Origin of the sequence: Phyllobacterium sp. SYP-B3895 (assembly GCF_009647635.1) — a bacterium.
Lineage (GTDB): Bacteria > Pseudomonadota > Alphaproteobacteria > Rhizobiales > Rhizobiaceae > Phyllobacterium > Phyllobacterium pellucidum.
The window spans coordinates 278453-293263 of record NZ_WJIG01000002.1; the positions used below are offsets into that span (position 1 = coordinate 278453).

Consider the following 14811-nt stretch of genomic DNA (forward strand, 5'->3'; position numbering starts at 1 on the left):
CGGCAGATACGATCAACTAGTCCGATACGACGGTTGCGCGTCCTCTACCCTGCAGGATTTCCGCAAATCCACCCTTCTCGTGGATTGAATAGACGATTATTGGGATATTGTTCTCGCGTGCAAGAGCAACAGCAGTGGTATCCATCACTGCAAGGCCGCGATCAAGCACATCTTTGTGGGTAAGGTGGTCAAACCGAACCGCGTGCGGATCCTTCTTCGGATCGGCGGAGTAAATTCCGTCGACCTGGGTGCCCTTGAACAATGCATCGGCGCCGATTTCCGCAGCGCGGAGCGCCGCGGCCGAATCCGTGGTGAAAAAGGGATTGCCCGTGCCGCCGGCAAAAATCACGACTTTCCCCATGTCCATATAGGCCGTGGCCTGACGTTGGGAAAAGGTCTCGCACAGTTCTGGCATTGCCACCGCCGATAGAACCACGGTATCGATCCCAAGCTTCGCCAGGGATGTGCGCAATGCGAGCGAGTTGATGACGGTTGCCAGCATGCCCATGTGGTCGCCGGTAACGCGGTCGCCTCCCTTTGAGGCAACAGCCACGCCGCGGAAGATATTGCCGCCGCCGATGACGACGCCGACCTGCACGCCCAGTGCGCGCGCTTCGGCAATGTCGCTGGCAATGCGATCGGCCACTGCCACATCAATTCCAAACCCCTGGTCGCCCATCAGAGCTTCCCCGGAGGCCTTCAGCAGAACGCGTTTGTAGACAGCCGTGCCAGCCATGGGACCTCCTTGGAGTTGTTGCAAGTTTTTAGCAGAGTTCGGATACACGAAGGGCATCGCGTTGTCACGCGATGCCCTTTGAATTCAGTTGCGTAAGATTACTTCTTCACAGCTGCGGCGACTTCTGCTGCGAAGTCGCTTTCTTCCTTTTCAATGCCTTCGCCAAGAGCGAAACGGACAAAGGCCGTGATCTTGGCCGGAGCGCCGATCGACTTCTCGGCTTCCTTGAGCGCCGCCTCGACCGTCAGGTCGGGATTGATCACGAAAGCCTGCGAGAGAAGCACGACTTCCTCGTAGAACTTGCGCATACGGCCGTCGACCATCTTCTCGACGATGTTTTCCGGCTTGCCCGACTGGCGGGCCTGATCGGCGAAGATCGCCTTTTCGCGTTCGACGGCGACCGGATCGACTTCCGATGCGGTCAGGGCGAGCGGGTTGGTGGCGGCAACATGCATGGCGACCTGGCGGCCGAATGCCTGTGCTGCTTCCGCATTGCCGGCCGTCTCGATGGCAACGAGAACGCCGAGCTTGCCGAGACCGTCGGAGACGGCGTTGTGAATGTACGTCGCTACGACGCCCTGGCTGACGCTCAGAGCAGCGGAACGGCGGAACGAAAGGTTCTCACCGATCGTGCCGACGGCGTCCTTGATCGAGTCGACGACCGACTTGCCGGTCGACGGATAAGTCGCGGCGCCAACAGCGGCGGTCGTACCGTCGGTCGTCAGCGCTACGCTTGCGACGTTGCGGACGATGTCCTGGAAAGCGTCGTTGCGGGCAACGAAGTCGGTCTCCGAGTTGACTTCGACGACAACCGACTTGGCGCCGTTCGAAGCTACGCCAACGAGGCCTTCGGCGGCCGTGCGGCCAGCCTTCTTGTCGGCCTTGGAGATGCCCTTCTTGCGCAGCCAGTCAACGGCAGCTTCCATGTCGCCATTGGTCTCGGCAAGGGCTGCCTTGCAGTCCATCATGCCGGCGCCGGTGAGTTCGCGGAGTTCTTTTACCTGTGATGCAGAAATGCTCATTAGATCGCCTCTTCTCAAAGCGAAGGCACACTGGTGAAACCAGCATGCCAACTTTGCGGCGCGTCATGCGCCAATCGAATCATTTTTAATCACCCGATAAGACGGGTGTATGAAGCCTCAAGCGGAGGCTTCACCTTCCTGTACAGGAGCGGCCTCAAGAGCCGGTTCGGCCGGAGCCTCTTCCTGGGCGCCAAGATCGACACCGAGAGAACCCTGCTGACGGGCGATACCATCGAGCGCAGCCTTGGCGATGAGGTCGCAATAAAGCGAGATCGCGCGGGATGCGTCGTCATTGCCCGGGATCGGGAAGTCGATCTGGTCCGGATCGCAATTGGAATCGATCACGGCAACGACCGGAATACCAAGACGCTTGGCTTCCTGGATCGCGATGGCTTCCTTGTTGGTATCGATGATGAAGATGAGGTCCGGGGTCGAACCCATGTTCTTGATACCGCCGAGGGCGCGGTTGAGCTTCTCGCGCTCGCGATCGAGGTTCAGGCGCTCCTTCTTGGTGAAGCCCTGGGCGTCGCCAGCGAGAAGTTCGTCGAGCTTGCGCAGACGCTGGATCGAGTTCGAGATCGTCTTCCAGTTGGTCATCATGCCGCCGAGCCAGCGTGCGTTGACGTAATACTGGGCCGAGCGGGTCGCGGCGTCGGCAATGATGTCCGAAGCCTGACGCTTGGTGCCGACGAAGAGAACGCGGCCGCCACGGGCTACCGTGTCGGAAACCTTCTTCAGGGCCGTATGCAGCAGCGGAACGGTCTGGGCGAGATCGAGAATGTGAATATTGTTGCGGTCACCATAAATGTATGGTGCCATTTTCGGGTTCCAGCGATGTGTCTGGTGGCCGAAGTGAACGCCAGCTTCAAGGAGCTGACGCATGCTGAAATCAGGCAATGCCATCTTTATTTTCCTTTTCCGGTTTAACCTCCACAGGAAAGAGGCGGGAGACCCGCCACCGGAGGCCATATCGGATTTCTCCCGATATCAACCCAAATCCCGTGTGTGGAATGCTGCGGCTGTTAGTCGATAATTGCGGCAAACGCAAGTGCGTCGGCGATAAAAGCCGCCGCATCAGGCGATCTTATGCGGCAAGCAGGACTATTTCTTGCACTTTGGCGTGTCGAAAAGCTGCAGATTGACAAGCTTTCCGGTCATGGAGAAATCACCGTAATCCATTTTCAGGTCACGGGTTACGCCGTTCCGGTACATCTTGAAGTTGATACGGTAGCTCGGCAGGCCTTCAGCTTTTTCACTTTCGTCGAAATAGGCGATCGAGACCGGCCAGGTGTTTTCCTTGGCAAGAGGGCCCATGTGCTTGGTCTCGTCCTCGCCATCCGAGAGCGATGATTTGCCGATCACGACGGTCGTCGCCATGACCTTGTTGGCATCCTCGGAACCGTCGAAGAGCTTCGTCTGGTAGAAGACTTCACCGGCAAGCGCCTTTTCGATCAGTTCCTGCATGTGCCGGGTCGGGAACTGCGACAATTCCAGATCCTGCTTGAGCGCCTCGGGTTTGGTCAGCGAAATTTCAGTCTTGTCCTTCATGAGAGAAGCATTGCCGCGCACCTCCTTGGTGAGGCTCTGATCGACGAATGTCTTGTTGACGAAGCGGAACTTGCCGCCGTCGCCGGATTCATAGGTCGTCGTCTGCTGGTCGGTGACGCGCTGCGGCTGCTCTTCCATGTCGACGCGGGTCACAAAACGAAAGTTCGTGGTATAGCCTTCGCAATCCGAACCGTTGAACTCGTAGACCATACGGCCGGTCAGTCCGGTAATGCCGCTGCTATCCTGAGCACTGTCCAGTTTCAGATCATAGATGGCGCGATGTGGAACAAGGGCCGCCGTTCCGGCAGCCAAAGCCATGGTTGAGTGGGTCAGACCAAGGGCACCGAGGCTGAAAACGAGAGCGGACAAGACGCGCATAGACAAGATTCTCCATATTAGAACGCGCATATTAAAAAAACTCTTGGCGGAAGCGAGGCAAAAATCGCACCTTGCGTCACATTCATTACGATTCCGCTTGATAAGGATGAAGATATCATGACCAGCACCATCGAATCCCGCCTGAAGGAACTCGGCATAGAATTGCCGGTCGCCGCAGCGCCCGCAGCAAACTACGTGCCCTTCGCACAGACGGGAACTCTGCTGCTGACCTCCGGACAATTGCCGCTATCCGGCGGCAAACTCATCCACACCGGGCTTCTCGGAGCGCAGCTTGCCGTTGCCGAGGGCCAGGAGGCGGCACGGGCTTGCGCCATCAATATTCTCGCGCAGGCCAAGGCCGCACTGGGTGATCTCGATAAGATCGCGCGCATCGTGAAAATCACCGTGTTCGTGGCTTCGACGCCGAATTTCACCGAACAGCACCTCGTCGCCAACGGCGCCTCGGATCTGCTGGTTGCCGTCCTCGGCGATGCGGGCCGCCATGCCCGCTCGGCGGTGGGGACAGCCGCCCTGCCCCTGAACGCGCCCGTTGAAGTCGAAGCCATCATCGAGGTCCGCTGATCATGACATCGGCTGACTGGCTCAAGGATGTGCCGATCGCCCATCGCGGTTTGCATGATCTCAACAAAACCCGCTGGGAGAATACGCTCTCCGCATTCGAAGCGGCCGCGAGCGCGGGGTACGCCATCGAATGCGACGTGCACCTTTCCGCCGACGGCAAGGCCATCGTCTTTCACGACGGAACGCTGGATCGGCTGATCGGCCGACAAGGCAATATCGACGAAGTGACTGTCGAGGCGGCGAGGGCCCTGCGGGTCGGCGGCACGGACGATCATGTTCCGACGCTCGTCGAAGCGTTGGAGCTGATCGACGGGCGGGTTCCGATCGTCATCGAACTCAAGGGCATTCCGGGGCGAGACGACGGCCTCGTCAAGGCGGTTGCAAGTGACCTTGCCGGCTATGCGGGAAAAGCTGCGATCATGTCGTTCGACCATCATCTGATCCGGCTCTTCGGCACGGATGCGCCCGGCATACCCGCCGGCCTGACTGCTGAAGGATTGCGCGACGCCGATCTCGAGGCGCATTTTTCCATGCTCGCTCATGACATCGATTTCGTATCCTACAACGTGCACCATCTCGACAATCGCTTCGTCAAGTTCGTTCGCGGCAAGCTCGGACTGCCGGTGATTTCCTGGACGGCAAGGAGCCTCGCGGACAAGGCAACGAGCGATGCCTTTGTTGATCAGATCACCTTCGAGGGTTTCGACCCGCACGCCGCATAGCATGCGCCCTGCCCCTTGCATCGCAGGATGAAATGCCTAGCTTTAGCTTAAGCGGTTGCACGGGTCGGCGCGTCGCCGGCCCGTAAGCTTAGGCTAAGCCAGGAACCAACCCAACGATGCATGATTCTCATCGAGGCGATTTTACCTTGCGCGCTTGCGAGGGCGTTGGCGCATTCACGCGCGAGGAATGGGCAAAGCTGATCGGCGCTGATCGCACCATGGCCGGCTACAACCCCTTTCTCTCGCATGCCTTCTTGTCGGCGCTCGAAGATTCGGGTTGCGTCGCGCGCCGGGCCGGCTGGTTGCCGCAATTCCTGCGCCTCGATGACGACAGCGGCAATCTGATCGGCGCGATCCCGTGCTATCTGAAGGGCCACAGCCAGGGCGAATATGTATTCGATCACGGCTGGGCCGACGCTTTTGAACGCGCCGGTGGTCGTTACTATCCGAAGCTGCAGGCGAGCGTCCCCTTCACGCCGGTGACCGGTCCTCGGCTACTGGTAAATCGCGACTGGGACCAGGCGGCCGTGCGAACCGCTCTCGCCAATGGCCTTCGCCAATTGGCCAACCAGATGGGTGTTTCGTCGGCTCACTCAACCTTTGTCAACGATAACGATCTCGGCGCCTTCACGGAAGCCGGTTTCCTGCATCGCACCGACCAGCAGTTCCATTTCTTCAACGAGGGTTATGAAAGCTACGACGCTTTTCTAGAAACCCTCGCCTCTCGCAAACGCAAGGCATTGAAACGCGAGCGCCGCGAAGCCGTTGCCGACGATATCACCATCGAGCGTTTGACGGGCGACGATATCACCGATGAGGTTTGGGACGATTTCTTTGCGTTCTATATGGATACTGGCAGCCGCAAATGGGGACGCCCCTATCTCAACCGCGAATTCTACGCCTTGATCGGCGAGCGCATGCCGCAAGACATTATGCTGGTGATGGCAAAACGGGCGGGCAGATATATTGCCGGCGCTATCAACTTCATCGGATCCGACCGGCTCTTCGGTCGGCATTGGGGCTGCATCGAGGATCATCGGTTCCTGCATTTCGAAGTCTGCTACCATCAGGCCATCGACTTCGCCATCGAACGTAAGCTGAGTGTCGTCGAGGCCGGTGCGCAGGGCGAGCACAAGCTTGCCCGCGGCTACCTGCCGGTTACCACCCACTCTGTCCATTACCTTGCCAATGAAGGGCTGCGGCGCGCGGTGAGTGATTTCCTTCGCCATGAGCGCAGTGAAGTCGCGCTCCTCAACGAGGCACTGAGCGAGCACGCGCCGTTCAAGAACTCCGATCACTGACGAGCATTGCTTAACCGCTTGACTAGCGCGCCCGCCTTGGCAAACATCGCGGCCGGTTTCCCAGCGATACAGGTGCGTGATGACAGAGCCCTACGACGACAACAACGTGTTCGCCAAAATCCTGCGGGGTGAAATTCCATCGCATAAATTGTACGAGGATGCGGACACCTATGCATTCATGGATGTCATGCCACAGGGCAACGGCCATTGCCTGGCCATCACCAAGGCTCCGTGCCGCAACCTGCTCGACGTTGAAGCCGAACCGTTGGCTGCGGTGGTCACGACCACCCAGAAACTTGTTCGGGCGGTGAAAAAGGCCTTCGACGCGGATGGCGTCACGGTTATGCAGTTCAATGAGCCGGCCTCGGGCCAAACGGTATTCCACCTGCACTTCCACGTCATTCCGCGGTTTGAAGGCATTCCCCTGAAACCCCATACGGGGCAGATGGAAGATCAGGGCGTTCTCGCGGCAAACGCGGAGAAGATTCGGCAGGCGCTCGCGCAGGGCAGTTGAGGCACCTGAACATCCAGCCGGTGTAATTCTAATGCGACTCCGCGGCCAGTTGTGCCTTCACTTCGGACCGACCAAGGCCAAGAATTGTGCGCGCCGCAAGGAGCGCAAGGGTGAAAATCGCGACGCCGCCAAACAGATCGACGATGTTGTGTCCGCCATGAACGATGATGGCAGGGACCATCAAAATATTGATGATCGCGATAACCGGAAATATCTTGCGAAAACCCATCGTAAAGTAAACGGAAAGACAGCCCATCACGGTATGGAACGACGGAAAGCCGATCAGGCCCCGAGTATCCTGCGGCGAGATATAGGCAGCTCCCTCGCGATATAACCGCAGAAGTTCCACTCCGTAGGCATGATCGACGATGGCGCCGAGACGTGCCTCCAATTCAGGCGGCAACGTGTAGTAGGCGGCGGCGCCAGCACTGGGAACTATGCGCCACACCAGAATGGTCAAAAGTGCCGACAAGGTGCCCGTAAGCAGGAAGAGGTGCAACGACCGTTTGGATCCAAAAAAGCCGACAAGGAGAATGACGCACGTGATCTGGATGAGCGAACTGCCGTATATCACGCGCAATATAGTTGGAAGGTAGGGAACCTCCACGACGGCCTGGACGAAATCCGGCCAGTAAAATCCAAGAGCGCGATCCCACTCGATCAGGAGCCGGTCGTAACTCTCTCCCACCGGCAGCAGCAGATAATTGAACACCGACCCGACGAGCGAGAAGAGCAGGTAGAAACCCGTTGCCGTGGTGGGAACCGCGATTTTCTCGTCGTGGCGGTAGAGCCGATAAAATTGTCCGATCGCGATGGCGGCGAGCCCCATGCTGCCGCCAACGGCATAGCCAAGCCAATCAACGGTGACGCCCTTCGCGCTGGCAAGTATAATGTTGATCATAAGCAGCATAGCAATAATGCCACCGACGATTTTCTCGGCCGGATAGAGAACCATCGCTCACCCCTGTCTTTTTTAGGGATTTTAACCCGGTCCAATTAAGGATCGCTGAATCAACGCTGCGCTTACGCGAGGACAAGTCCGGCAACCAGGATAATCTCGGCAACGATAACGCCGACGATCACACGCCGGCCAAGGCTGAGATAGGCAAAGAAACCCGCTGCCGCCGCACCTATCCGCAAAAACACCGACGATTCAGCAAGCGAACCGCTCGGGTAGAGGATCAGTTGAGCGATAACGCCTGCGACAAGGGCGGTTGCCACCGCCCGCACAATGACGAGGGCTTCTGAGTCTTCGCGAACCCTTCCGCCGATAAGTACGCCGATCCACCGCCAGATATCGGTAGGAAGCCAGCCGGCGAGCAGTATGAAGAGGTAGGGCCACCACCAGGCGGAGATGCTGTCCCAGGTCATGACGCCCTGCCCCGCGCTTTTGTCCAGTGGAGGTAGGCCATCGTAGCCGCACCGCCGGCAACACCCGTGAGAAGCAGGTCATAGGCCGGCGCAATATGGTGGATCAGCGGAAACAGCAGCAGACCCGAAATCATGGCGACATGCACCGTACGGTCACGGGCCGAACCCCAGAGCGAGGCCAGAAAATACATTGGCGTGAGGAAAAATAGCGCGGCGAATACGAGCGGGGGAAAATCGGTCGAAAGATAGTAAACAAGACCGACAACAAGCGTATTGGCTGTGGTCAGCGTCATGCCAAGGCCGGCGAAATAGGTTGTGCGCATTTTGACCGGCACGCTGCGCAGATGCTCCATTCCCAGCACCCAGGCAGTTACTGCGATGAAGTGAGAGAGAAACAGAAGCACGATCTTGCGCGTTTTCGGCCCGCGCATTTCGGGAACGAACGCGGCGACCATGGGAACAAATCTGATCGAGGAGAGCGCGACCGCGACTGCGGCGCCGAGGATCGAATAGCCGGCACCGATTGCGCCGATAAGCACGATATTGGCGGGCAGCGCCCAGATCGCCGCAACCATGAACATGGCTTCCCCAACCGTCACTCCGCTCTGGCTGGCAAGGCCGGCAAATCCCACATGCGCCGTCATCAGGATCAGTGCAGGAATGGTGCGTATCATCGCCGCGCCGGAGAGAAACCATTTGAGGTGGCTCCCCGGATCTTCTTCTCGTTCCGGCAGATGAGAGGGCAATGCGGAATCAGCCATGGGTCCAGCGATAAAGGCAAGCAGCACAGCGGGCAAGAAAAAGGCCGCCCGAAGGCGGCCTTTTCATCATTTCTTGCGTGGGACTTTCGGCACCGACGCCTTGCGCAGCACGTGCGGCTCGCTCGTTGCGAGACCGGCACCGGCCTTTTCGAGCGCTGGCTTCTTCGGCGCGGGCTTGCGCTTTGCAACCGGCTTCTTCTCGACCGGAATTTCCTTCTTTGGCTTCACGACGACTTCGTCAGCGACATAGTCGAGGACGAGGCCACGTGAACCATCGGGCTTCTCGGCAACCGAGACGCGAACCGTGCCACCCTTCTTCAGCTTGCCGAACAGTACCTCGTCAGCGAGCGGCTTCTTGATGTGCTCCTGGATGACGCGCGCCAGCGGCCGCGCACCCATACGGTCATCGTAGCCCTTCTCGGCCAGCCAGGCGATTGCATCCTGCTGCAGATCGAAGGTTACGCCGCGATCCGCAAGTTGCGCCTCAAGCTGAATGACGAACTTCTGCACGACCTGATGAATGACCGGAACCGGCAGCGGTCCAAACGGAATGATCGCATCGAGACGATTGCGGAATTCCGGCGTGAACAGCCGATTGATCGCTTCCATGTCGTCGCCTTCGCGCCGCGAAGACCCGAAACCGATCGCAGCGCGCGCCATATCCGAGGCACCGGCATTGGTGGTCATGATCAAAATCACGTTGCGGAAGTCGATCTGCTTGCCGTTGTGGTCGGTCAGCTTGCCGTGATCCATGACCTGCAACAGGATGTTGAACAGATCCGGATGCGCCTTCTCGATTTCATCGAGCAGCAGCACGCAATGCGGATGCTGATCGACGCCATCGGTCAAAAGGCCGCCCTGATCGAAGCCGACATAGCCGGGAGGCGCGCCGAGCAACCGGGATACGGTGTGGCGTTCCATATATTCCGACATGTCGAAGCGCAGGAGTTCGACGCCGAGCGAATGCGCCAACTGCTTGGCAACTTCGGTCTTGCCGACGCCGGTCGGGCCGGAGAACAGGTACGAGCCGATCGGCTTTTCCGGTTCGCGCAGGCCTGCCCTTGCAAGCTTGATCGACGATGACAGCGCTTCGATGGCCAGATCCTGGCCGTAGACGACACGCTTCAATTCAGCCTCGAGATTGGACAGGACTGCTTCATCGTCCTTCGATACGGACTTCGGCGGAATGCGGGCCATCGTCGCGATAGTCGCTTCGATCTCCTTTACGCCGATTGACTTCTTGCGCTTCGATTCGGGCAGCAGCATCTGGCTGGCGCCCGTTTCATCGATCACGTCGATCGCCTTATCGGGCAATTTACGGTCGTTGATATAGCGCGCAGAAAGTTCGACGGCGGACTTGATCGCTTCCACGGTGTATTTGACCTTGTGGAAATCCTCGAAATACGGCCGCAGACCTTTCATGATCTCGATCGCATCGGGGATCGAAGGTTCGTTGACGTCGATCTTCTGGAAACGGCGAACGAGCGCTCTATCCTTTTCGAAGAACTGGCGGAACTCCTTGTAAGTGGTTGATCCTATGCAGCGAATCGCCCCCGAAGAAAGCGCAGGCTTCAACAGGTTGGATGCATCCATTGCACCGCCCGACGTAGCGCCGGCGCCGATGATCGTGTGGATTTCGTCGATAAACAGGATGGCGCCCGGATACTCTTCGAGCTCCTTGATGACCTGCTTGAGGCGTTCCTCGAAATCACCGCGATAGCGGGTTCCGGCAAGCAAGGTGCCCATGTCGAGCGAAAAGACCGTCGCATCCTTGAGGACGGTCGGGACCTTACCTTCGACGATGCGCTTCGCAAGACCCTCGGCAATGGCCGTCTTGCCGACGCCGGGATCACCCACATAGAGCGGGTTGTTCTTTGAGCGGCGGCACAAAATCTGGATCGTACGGCTGATTTCCTGGTCGCGGCCGATCAGCGGATCGATCTTTCCAGCTTTTGCCCGTTCGTTGAGATTGTTGCAGTAGGCCGTTAGGGCGTCCTGCTTCTTCTTGGTGCCCTCATCGGATTCCGAAGCGTGATGTTCTTCGTTGTTGCTTTCGGTCCCAAGGGGCGTGCGCGGCTCGGATGCGCCGGGGCGCTTGGATATTCCGTGCGAAATATAGTTGACCGCGTCGTAGCGCGTCATCTGCTGTTCCTGCAGGAAAAACGCCGCATGGCTTTCGCGTTCGGCAAAGATCGCAACCAGGACGTTTGCCCCGGTCACTTCCTCGCGGTTCGAAGACTGAACATGGATGACGGCACGCTGGATGACGCGTTGAAAAGCAGCGGTTGGCTTGGAGTCCTCGTCATAACCCGTCACGAGGTTGTCGAGCTCATGATCGACATAATCGGTCACCGTACGCGTCAGTTGAGCGAGATCGACATTGCAGGCGCGCATGACACTACTCGCGTCTTGATCATCGATGAGCGCAAGGAGCAGATGCTCCAGCGTTGCATATTCATGATGATGCTCGTTCGCGATTGTCAGCGCCTGATGGAGGGCCCGCTCGAGACTAGGTGAGAAAGATGGCATGAAACCTCACTTTTTCTCCATCACGCATTGCAGCGGATGTTGGTTTTGCCGCGCATAGTCCATGACTTGGGTCATCTTGGACTCCGCGACCTCATAGGTAAAGACACCACATTCTCCGACTCCATGATTGTGCACATGGAGCATAATGCGTGTGGCATCCTCTCTGTTCTTCTGGAAAAAACGCTCCAGAACATGAATGACGAACTCCATTGGAGTGTAATCGTCATTGAGAAGCAACACGCGATAAAGGCTGGGTTTTTTCAGCTTTGGTTTAGTCCGGGTAATGACAGCCGTGCCACGTCCGGGACCATTGCCGCCACCCTTTTCTTCATCTTGCATAATGGGTGATAACCGCATCATCTCTTCAGACACCCGCATTCCTGATAGCTATTTGTCGCTTCATGCATTCTATGTAGGTCGCACCAAGCAGATTTTAAGCCCTCTCCTGAAGCTTGCAATATCAAGTTGCCGTTGCAAAGGGCCATTTGGCCCAGCGGAACAAAAAAAGTCCGGTTGCGTGGGCAACCGGACTTTTAAACAGTGTCAGCAGCAAGTTCAGGTTTATTTGCCGACCTTGGCGACAGCCAACTCGAACGGGTGGTAAGCCTCTTTCGCGAGATCGGCATAAAGCTCACCAAACTTCGCGGCTTGGGAGACGAAGCCCTCATAGGCCTTCTTCGAAAACAGGCTCTGCGCAGCGAACGCCTGCTCTGCCGATTTCGTCGAGGCGAGCTTTTCCAGGAGGATCGAGCCGTCGTTGAACGAACGCTTCGAATAGTCCGCAGCTTCGGTTGCAATTGCCTGCAGACCCTGGCTGAGCGCGTTTACGCTCTTCATCGTGCTGTTGATGAATTCCTTACTGGATTCATTCAGTGCTTCAAACGGGGTGGCCATGATGCATCCTTTAAATGGGTTATTGTTGCGCTTCATTTAGTGTGCAATGCACAAAAAGTCAATTTTTTGCTGCACTGCAGCATTCGAGTAAATTTTTCGATAAAGGCGGGGGAAATCGTCAACGCGGCGGTTACCATAAACATTTTGGTAACGCTGATGCGGATAAAGTTCACGAAATCAATCTGATGCGTCAGATCAAAGAGAACCCACCCGCATATCGAACAGGTGTTGATTGTGCTCCATCCGGCCCGCCAAACAAATAAACTAATCAAAAAAGTGGCTCATGCATTCCTGGCTCTCTCGATGATCTCCGGCATCAGCGCTGCCGGCACCTCGGCAGCGTCGGCTGAAACCAAGGCGGCAGCCATCGTTGTCGATGCCAACACCGGCAAGACGCTTTATTCGTCCAACCCTGACGCCCAGCGCTTCCCGGCCTCGCTGACGAAGATGATGACGCTCTACATGCTGTTCGACGCAATGGCTGCAGGCAAAGTCTCCAAATCGACACCCATCCCGGTTTCCGCCTACGCCGCCGGTCAGCCGCCGACGAAAGTCGGCTTTCGCCCCGGGCAGACGATCAGCGCCGAGGCCGCCATCCTGTCGCTGATCACCAAGTCAGCCAACGACTCGGCAACCGCCATCGGCGAGTATCTCGGCGGATCCGAGCAGCGGTTCGCCGTGATGATGACCAACAAGGCGCGCCAGCTCGGCATGCGCAACACGCAGTTCCGCAATGCGAACGGCCTGCCTGATCCGCAGCAACGTTCTTCCGCCCGCGACCTCGCCCTCCTCGGCATCGCGCTGCGCGAGCATTTCCCCCAATATTACGACTATTTCTCCACACGCAGCTTCACCTACAACGGACGACGCATTGTTGGGCACAACCGCTTGCTCGGAAAAGTACGTGGTGTCGACGGAATCAAGACCGGTTACACGCGCGCTTCGGGTTTCAACCTCGTCAGTTCCGTCAATGTCGACGGCAAGAAGCTTGTCGCGGTCGTCATGGGCGGCACGAGCGGCGGGGCCCGCGACGCGCAGATGGCACAGCTCATCGACAAGTATCTTCCCAGCGCCTCACGCCGCGACGGCGGCAACCTGATCGCCTCGCGTCGCAACAGCAAGGTCGAAGTCGCGGCTGTCGATCTGCCCGATACCGCGCCCGTCCCAGTGCCGGCCCGGCGCGAAGAGGTGGCGACCACCCAATCGGCTGAAGTCATCACGGCCTATGCCGATCCGAAGCCGGTTCCATCGGTGGCAGCGCGCGTTCTCCAGGTTCCGGCGCCTCAGCCAAAGGCCGAGATCGGCGAAGGCGATGTTTCCGAAGTCGATCCAGTAACCACCGCTTCCGCGCCGTCGGCGGGCGGATGGATGGTGCAGATTGCTTCGGTCGGCAGCTCCGAAGAAGCCAAGGCAATGCTTGCCAAGGCCGCAGCCCAGGTTGGCGGTCCGATCGCCTCGCTCTCGCCCTACACGGAAAAATTCCAGAAGGGTGCGCAGACTTATCATCGTGCGCGCTTTGCCGGCATTACCAACGCCAAGGCGGCCAACAATGCCTGTGCCGCACTGAAGCGTCAGAATTTCAACTGCTTTGCAATTGCACCACAATCGTAAGGCATCAACCCGACAGACCCAGATTGTACAGTGTAGAGGGTTTTGCGAATGTCCAGCACCACGGAAATACATGACCCGGCGGGCCTGACTGCCAAGGAATCGAAATCATCACTGTTCGGCATGCACGCCTTGCAGCAAGCTGCCTTGCGGATCGCCGATCTTCGCCACGGGAATGCGGCATTCAAGACGATGGATCTCGTCAATGTGCTGCTTTGTCAGGCTGCACGCACCCGCCGCGCGGCGATGCCGCCGGTGCGCCTGCGCATTCACTCGGACGGCCGTAACGGCGTGAGTCCGGTTCGGCTGCGCCTCTCCTGATCGAAACAGATTTAGAGCAGGCCCAGCGAGGCGAGTTCGTTGCGCAGTTCCGGTGGGAGTTTCGCACGGCCGGACTTGCCCTGTCCTTCATCCATGGGGACATCTTCGCTGGAGAGATACCGCCATCCCTGAAACGCACGGCGCGGCTGCCATTCAGTTGGGACGATGCGCGGCTCGAGGACCAGATGGCAACGCGAAATGCCTTGATCGTCCGTAAACGTGCGGATGTCGGTTAGTCGCTGGCGGCACTGGATATTGCCCTTGATCACCCAATAGAGCGAGCCGCCGTCGAGAAGTTCGTCGATGCGCTTGGGCACCATCCGGGTTGTATGAAACTGCTCGATGGAGAGTCCCGCCTGCCGGCGTTCGTCAAGGCGGAAATCGATCCAGGCCGCGAGTTCTTCAATTGCACTGCAGCCGACGCAAAGTTTGACGAGATTGAGAGCCATGTGAGAAGCATTTACGCTTTCATCGGCCAAGGTCAACCATTGCCTCGGCTTCTCCACAGGGCCACGGTTCATGAG

17 protein-coding genes are annotated in these 14811 nt (G+C 58.1%); 6 read left to right on the top strand and 11 right to left on the bottom strand.

What is annotated here, in order from left to right; all coding sequences use genetic code 11:
• Positions 1-16 precede the first annotated feature (16 nt).
• The 4 genes from pyrH to GF108_RS07765 all read right to left on the bottom strand — a co-directional run bounded on the left by pyrH (position 17) and on the right by GF108_RS07765 (position 3624).
• Positions 17-736, bottom strand: a complete 720-nt coding sequence (pyrH, locus tag GF108_RS07750) for a UMP kinase (protein WP_027232605.1) — start codon at positions 734-736, stop codon at positions 17-19.
• A 98-nt stretch (positions 737-834) separates the two neighbouring features.
• Positions 835-1758: a translation elongation factor Ts gene (tsf, locus tag GF108_RS07755; protein ID WP_091949528.1), complete on the bottom strand. Its 924-nt coding sequence runs from the start codon at positions 1756-1758 to the stop codon at positions 835-837.
• A gap of 117 nt (positions 1759-1875) precedes the next feature.
• Entirely contained in the window at positions 1876-2661 is a 786-nt protein-coding gene (rpsB, locus tag GF108_RS07760; protein ID WP_027232603.1) for a 30S ribosomal protein S2, read from the bottom strand.
• Positions 2662-2859: 198 nt separating this feature from the next.
• Positions 2860-3624: a cell envelope integrity EipB family protein gene (locus tag GF108_RS07765; RefSeq protein ID WP_246663924.1), complete on the bottom strand. Its 765-nt coding sequence runs from the start codon at positions 3622-3624 to the stop codon at positions 2860-2862.
• A 177-nt stretch (positions 3625-3801) separates the two neighbouring features.
• On the opposite strand from GF108_RS07765, the gene GF108_RS07770 reads away from it, so the two are divergent.
• From GF108_RS07770 to GF108_RS07785, 4 genes are all read left to right on the top strand, one after another.
• The gene (locus GF108_RS07770) at positions 3802-4266 is read left to right on the top strand and encodes a RidA family protein (RefSeq protein ID WP_153667518.1); all 465 of its coding nucleotides are present in this window, start codon (positions 3802-3804) and stop codon (positions 4264-4266) included.
• Between the two features lie 2 nt (positions 4267-4268).
• Positions 4269-4988 carry a glycerophosphodiester phosphodiesterase gene (locus GF108_RS07775; RefSeq protein ID WP_153667519.1) on the top strand — a complete coding sequence of 240 codons (720 nt, stop codon included), beginning with the start codon at positions 4269-4271 and terminating at the stop codon, positions 4986-4988.
• Positions 4989-5104: 116 nt separating this feature from the next.
• Positions 5105-6289: a GNAT family N-acetyltransferase gene (locus GF108_RS07780; RefSeq protein WP_153667520.1), complete on the top strand. Its 1185-nt coding sequence runs from the start codon at positions 5105-5107 to the stop codon at positions 6287-6289.
• Between the two features lie 79 nt (positions 6290-6368).
• Positions 6369-6803 carry an HIT family protein gene (locus GF108_RS07785; protein ID WP_153667521.1) on the top strand — a complete coding sequence of 145 codons (435 nt, stop codon included), beginning with the start codon at positions 6369-6371 and terminating at the stop codon, positions 6801-6803.
• A gap of 28 nt (positions 6804-6831) precedes the next feature.
• Here GF108_RS07785 and GF108_RS07790 read toward each other — a convergent pair whose 3' ends face one another.
• The 6 genes from GF108_RS07790 to GF108_RS07815 form a co-directional block, all read right to left on the bottom strand.
• Positions 6832-7758, bottom strand: a complete 927-nt coding sequence (locus tag GF108_RS07790; protein WP_153667522.1) for a phosphatase PAP2 family protein — start codon at positions 7756-7758, stop codon at positions 6832-6834.
• A 68-nt stretch (positions 7759-7826) separates the two neighbouring features.
• Complete coding sequence (locus GF108_RS07795) at positions 7827-8174, bottom strand: AzlD domain-containing protein (protein WP_153667523.1); 348 nt, start codon at positions 8172-8174, stop codon at positions 7827-7829.
• On the bottom strand, positions 8171-8935 hold the full coding sequence (locus GF108_RS07800; protein WP_153667524.1) for an AzlC family ABC transporter permease: 765 nt from the start codon (positions 8933-8935) through the stop codon (positions 8171-8173). Before GF108_RS07800 ends, GF108_RS07795 begins: the two co-directional genes overlap by 4 nt.
• Before the next feature lie 66 nt (positions 8936-9001).
• Positions 9002-11464 (bottom strand): ATP-dependent Clp protease ATP-binding subunit ClpA, encoded by a 2463-nt coding sequence (clpA, locus tag GF108_RS07805; RefSeq protein WP_027232595.1) that lies wholly within the window; start codon positions 11462-11464, stop codon positions 9002-9004.
• Positions 11465-11470: 6 nt separating this feature from the next.
• On the bottom strand, positions 11471-11824 hold the full coding sequence (gene clpS / locus GF108_RS07810; protein WP_081815938.1) for an ATP-dependent Clp protease adapter ClpS: 354 nt from the start codon (positions 11822-11824) through the stop codon (positions 11471-11473).
• 201 nt (positions 11825-12025) lie between these two features.
• A complete protein-coding gene (locus GF108_RS07815; protein ID WP_153667525.1) occupies positions 12026-12358 on the bottom strand; it encodes a phasin family protein in 333 nt (110 codons plus the stop codon).
• Positions 12359-12661: 303 nt separating this feature from the next.
• Between GF108_RS07815 and GF108_RS07820 the strand changes: the two genes are divergently transcribed.
• Both GF108_RS07820 and GF108_RS07825 read left to right on the top strand, forming a co-directional pair.
• On the top strand, positions 12662-13969 hold the full coding sequence (locus GF108_RS07820) for a D-alanyl-D-alanine carboxypeptidase family protein (protein ID WP_153668213.1): 1308 nt from the start codon (positions 12662-12664) through the stop codon (positions 13967-13969).
• Between the two features lie 48 nt (positions 13970-14017).
• On the top strand, positions 14018-14287 hold the full coding sequence (locus tag GF108_RS07825) for a hypothetical protein (protein WP_051615159.1): 270 nt from the start codon (positions 14018-14020) through the stop codon (positions 14285-14287).
• Between the two features lie 11 nt (positions 14288-14298).
• On the opposite strand, the gene GF108_RS07830 is transcribed toward GF108_RS07825, so the two are convergent.
• Positions 14299-14736 (bottom strand): DUF1489 family protein, encoded by a 438-nt coding sequence (locus GF108_RS07830; RefSeq protein ID WP_027232590.1) that lies wholly within the window; start codon positions 14734-14736, stop codon positions 14299-14301.
• Positions 14737-14811: the final 75 nt, after the last annotated feature.